The organism is Gemmatimonadota bacterium (assembly GCA_041390125.1).
GTDB lineage: Bacteria > Gemmatimonadota > Gemmatimonadetes > Longimicrobiales > Gaopeijiaceae > JAGQIF01.
Genome location: JAWKQN010000041.1, coordinates 1 through 4,164, shown reverse-complemented (window position 1 = coordinate 4,164; position 4,164 = coordinate 1). Strand labels below are relative to the sequence as shown.

Annotated in this window: 4 protein-coding genes; all 4 read right to left on the bottom strand. The window is 69.1% G+C overall.

What is annotated here, in order from left to right; all coding sequences use genetic code 11:
* Nucleotides 1-402: HD domain-containing protein (locus tag R3E98_21785; protein ID MEZ4426042.1), on the bottom strand; the 402-nt coding region annotated here is incomplete at its 3' end.
* A 45-nt stretch (nucleotides 403-447) separates the two neighbouring features.
* Nucleotides 448-3,159 (bottom strand): ABC transporter permease, encoded by a 2,712-nt coding sequence (locus tag R3E98_21780; protein ID MEZ4426041.1) that lies wholly within the window; start codon nucleotides 3,157-3,159, stop codon nucleotides 448-450.
* A gap of 15 nt (nucleotides 3,160-3,174) precedes the next feature.
* Nucleotides 3,175-3,528: a PadR family transcriptional regulator gene (locus tag R3E98_21775; GenBank protein MEZ4426040.1), complete on the bottom strand. Its 354-nt coding sequence runs from the start codon at nucleotides 3,526-3,528 to the stop codon at nucleotides 3,175-3,177.
* 143 nt (nucleotides 3,529-3,671) lie between these two features.
* Nucleotides 3,672-4,124, bottom strand: a complete 453-nt coding sequence (locus tag R3E98_21770) for a hypothetical protein (GenBank protein ID MEZ4426039.1) — start codon at nucleotides 4,122-4,124, stop codon at nucleotides 3,672-3,674.
* Between the last annotated feature and the right edge of the window lie 40 nt (nucleotides 4,125-4,164).

The window sequence follows — 4,164 nt, the reverse complement described above, 5'->3', positions numbered from 1 at the left end:
GTCGAGCGCCTTGGCCACCTTCGCTTCCGGCGATTCCGCTGCCTCGTACTCGTCCCAGAGCGCGAGCAATTCCAGGCGCTTGGCTTGGGGGAGGGGCTCGAGCAGCCTGACCAAGTCCCGGCGCTCCGCGTCGGACTTGGGTACGGTCGGATCTTGCAGCGTGGCGGGGATGTCTCCGCCCAGAGCCTCGCCCAGGTCGTGGATCACGCACATGCGCAGCAGCCGATCCAGGTCGACTCCGTCGAAGCACTCGCCGAGGACCACGACCATGAGGCACAGTCGCCAGGTATGCTCCGCGACGCTCTCCGGCTCGCCACTCGACGTCCAGGCGCTCCGGTGCGTGGTCTTCAAACGCTCGGCCGTCCGCAGGAACTCCAACGGTCTTTCGAGCTCGGCATCCACGGGTCCGTCCTCGCTGCTGTGAGCGCTCCGACCCCGAAGCAACGTCTACTGCTCCAGTAGCGCAACCTTGGGGTCGAGGCGGGCGGCCCGCCACGCAGGAACCAAGGCGGCGATCAGGGTCACCAGCAACAGGCCTCCTCCCGCGCCCAACAGCGTCCAGGGATCGTGCGGGCGCACTTCGAAGAGAAGGGCGGCCAGCCAGCGGGCCGAAAGGGACGCCACCACCACGCCGGAGCCGACGCCCACCAACGCCATCCCGAGCGACTGCCGGAGCACCAGCCCGATCACTTGGCCGGGCAGCGCGCCCAGCGCCATGCGCACCCCGAGCTCGGCCGTCCGTTGGGCGACCAGAACCGCGAGAACGGCATAGAGGCCCACGGCACTCAACAGGAGCGCCAGGGCCCCGGCGACACCCAGAAGCACCAACGTGAACGAGGTGCGCGCCACGGCGGCGGATCCCTGCACGCCCTGATCCAGCGCTTGCACGTCGACGAGCGGCACGTCCGGATCGATGGCGGAGAGCACGGCTCGCACCGCCGGAACCAGCTGCACCGGGTCCGCACGCTCGGACCGCACTGCGACGCTCATCGTTCGGGGGGGCGACCAAAGGGGCGCTCCCTCCAGCGGGATCATCGGGAAGTAGACCGCTTCCAACGGCGGGCGATCCAGACCGTCGGCGCGGACGTCCCCCGTCACCCCCTTCACCCGGTAGAAGGGCCGCTCCCAGCCGTTGCCGCGAACGCCCATCCCGACCGCGTCTCCCCGACCCCAGAACCGGTGTGCCAGGGCTGCCGTCACGAGAACCTCACCGGTGCCCGCCTCCAGATCCGCCCAGCTCAGCGAAGCACCTGCTTGCATCGGGATGCCCATGGCCTCCACGTACCCGGGTGTCACGAGCTGCACGGGAAGACAGGGAGGTTGGTCCCCGTCGTCGGGCGGCTGATCCTCGACGAACAGCGACGCGCACCCGCCGTTCTCATCCAGCACGGGCAGGCGCGTGGTCGAGCCGGCCGCGACCACCCCAGGCAATCGCTCGATCTCGCTGAGCAAGCGTCGATGGAAGTCCGACACGTCCTGGTAGGCGCCATAGCGCGCCGGAGGAAGCGGGACCGTGAAAGTTACGACCCCGGCCATCTGAAAGCCCGGGTCCACGGCGCGCAGCCGCAGGAAACTCCTGAGCATCAGCCCCGCTGCCGTGAGCAGCACCACGGCTAATCCGACCTGGGCGATCACGAGCACGCGACGCACCACCTGCCGCGTCGGCGTGAACGCACGCTGCAGCCCACCCAGCGCCCCGCGTGGATCGATGGCGCGCACGTACCCCGGCAGCACGCCCAGGGCAAGACCCGCAGCCATAGCCAGAGAGGCCGTGAACGCCGCGGTCGAAGGACCGAGCGCCACCTCGGAGAGCCTGGGGAGGCCCGCCGGTGCCAAGCGCACCAGGACGCGCACACCGCCCGCCGCGAGCAGCAACGCCGGCCCCACGGCCAACAACGCCAGCACCACGCTCTCGGCCAGGTGAAGGCCGAAGAGGTTCCAGTCGCTGGCGCCGAGTGCGCTGCGGACCGCGAGCTCCCTTCGGCGGCCTTCCGCCCGCACGACCATCAGATTGCCGACGTTGGCCAACGTGATCGCGAGCAACAGTCCCACCGATCCGAAGAGGATCCACAACACGCGTCCGACGTCACCGAGCACTCGGGACTTGAGTGGCTGCACGAGGGTGTTGAAGCCGCTCTCTCGCATGAAGCTCACTGAATACGCACTCGGGAAACGCTCCACGAAGCTGTCGGTGATCCCGGACAGCTCCCTCTGAGCATCCTCCACGGTGGCTGCCGGGCTCAATCTCCCGACCGCGGACAGCCAATGCGCATTGACCGGGCGGGCGGCGGGGTCGAGCCCCAGTGCCAGCCAGAGATCGGGCTGGGTCTGCGGGAGCGTGACGCCGGACTCCAGGACCCCCACGATCTCGAAGGGCGTCCCGTTGACCTGCAGGGTGCGCCCCAACACGCCCGGATCCGACCCGTACTCTGCGACCCAGAACGCATGACCCAGCACCACGACAGGAGCGGAGCCGGGGCGGTCGTCCTCGTCGAGGAGCAGACGACCCAGGGCGGGACGCGCCTCGAGCACACGCAGGAGCGACGCCGTCACGGCGCCGATGCGCGCGCGCTTCGGTCCGCGCTCGTCGATCACCGTGGCGTCTCCACCCGAGTACGCACCCAGCGCGGTCAAGGTCGAAGCGCGCTCAGCAAACTCGAAGTAACCGGCCACCGACAGGCCCCAGCGGGCATCTTCGCCGACGTAGGGCACGGCACTGTCGATCCAGACCAGCTCGGCCGCACGGGGGAACGACAACGGTTGCAGCACGATGCGGTTCAACGCCGTGAATACGGCTGCCGACGCGCCCAGCCCGAGCGAAAGGATTCCCACTACGGACAATCCCAATGCCGGGCGACGGGCCAGCGAGCGCAGCGCAAGGCGGAGTGCAGTGTTCGCTTCGAGTATCCGCTCTCGGCGGCCGCGCTCCCGCGCCAGGGCCGCGTGGACCCGACGAGTCTCCGAGCGGACTCGCGCCACATCCCCGAAGCGACGCTCCGCTTCGGCACGCGCCTCCGCCTCGCTCATCCCGCGCGCCAGGTTCTCCTCGATGCGGCGCTCCAGATGGAAGCGGATCTCTTCGTCCAGATCGGTCTCGGCCCGGCCGCGGCCGGCGAGGGCCTGAAGATCCCGCTTCTGCGCGCCCTTCTTCTCACCCATCCCCTCCCCTCCTCATCAGGCTCGCCCGGTCTCCAACACGTCGCCGATCGCTGCCACGAAGCGGCCCCACTGCTTCTCCTCGACGCGGAGTCGCGCCCGACCGGCAGGCGTGAGCGTGTAGAACTTGGCGCGGCGGTTGTTCTCACTCAGGCCCCACTCGGCGTCCACCCACCCTCGACCGACCATCCGGTGCAATGCTGGATACAGCGACCCCTCCTCGACCCCCAAGGCGTCGCCCGTGCGCTCTTCGAGCAGGCGTGCGATCCCGTAGCCGTGCTGAGGCCCCCAGGTCAGCGTCTTCAGGATGAGCATGTCCAGCGTGCCCTGGAGCAGGGCCAGCCGGTGGTCTCCCTTCCCGTCCCGACTCATCTCGGCTCTCTCTTCCCTAGAAGCTTGAGGGCAGGCGCCCCCGTACGGCGGGCTGCTTCCATAGATGCTTGAGGGGAGAATAGGGTGACGATGCCAGGTCGGTCAACTGTGGAACGTCGCTGTGGACTCGACCTCGGGCGCTTCTAGCCGGCCTGCCTGTCTTCCGTCCCGGCCGCCTTGCGGATCTGGGTGATCAGCTCGTGCATGCGGTGCTCGATGGCGGCCATTTCTGCCTCGGCCCGGGTGGCGTCCCTGCCGCCCCGCTTGGCGTCGACGCCCAGCCAGTTCAGGCGCTTCACCTCTTCCAGGAAGACAACGGTGAGATTCCGGAGCCGATTGAAGCGCCGGGCCCTGGCCCACGCGTCCGACGTCCGGGCGCGCTGGGCCGGTTGGATCCCGGCGGCCACCCAGATCAGGGGCGCCAGGGCCGTGAAGCCGACGACGGTCCGGAGGAATCCGGGGAGCGGCAGCGCCAGGGCGACCGCTTCGACGATGACGACGGTCCAGAGGATGGCCCGGGGAATCCAGGCTTCCTCTGAAGCCGCGTGGCTGAAGGCCACCTCCTCCGCGGAGGCAGCTTTTGCGACTCTGTTCATGTCCCTCGCGCTCGAAATGGGGCACTGTGCACCACCTCTG

What these genes read in the sequence shown, in the direction of transcription:
- R3E98_21775 (MEZ4426040.1), bottom strand. Translation starts at nt 3,528, where the DNA reads ATGAGTCGGGACGGGAAGGGAGACCACCGGCTGGCCCTGCTCCAGGGC.
- R3E98_21780 (MEZ4426041.1), bottom strand. Translation starts at nt 3,159, where the DNA reads ATGGGTGAGAAGAAGGGCGCGCAGAAGCGGGATCTTCAGGCCCTCGCC.
- R3E98_21770 (MEZ4426039.1), bottom strand. Translation starts at nt 4,124, where the DNA reads ATGAACAGAGTCGCAAAAGCTGCCTCCGCGGAGGAGGTGGCCTTCAGC.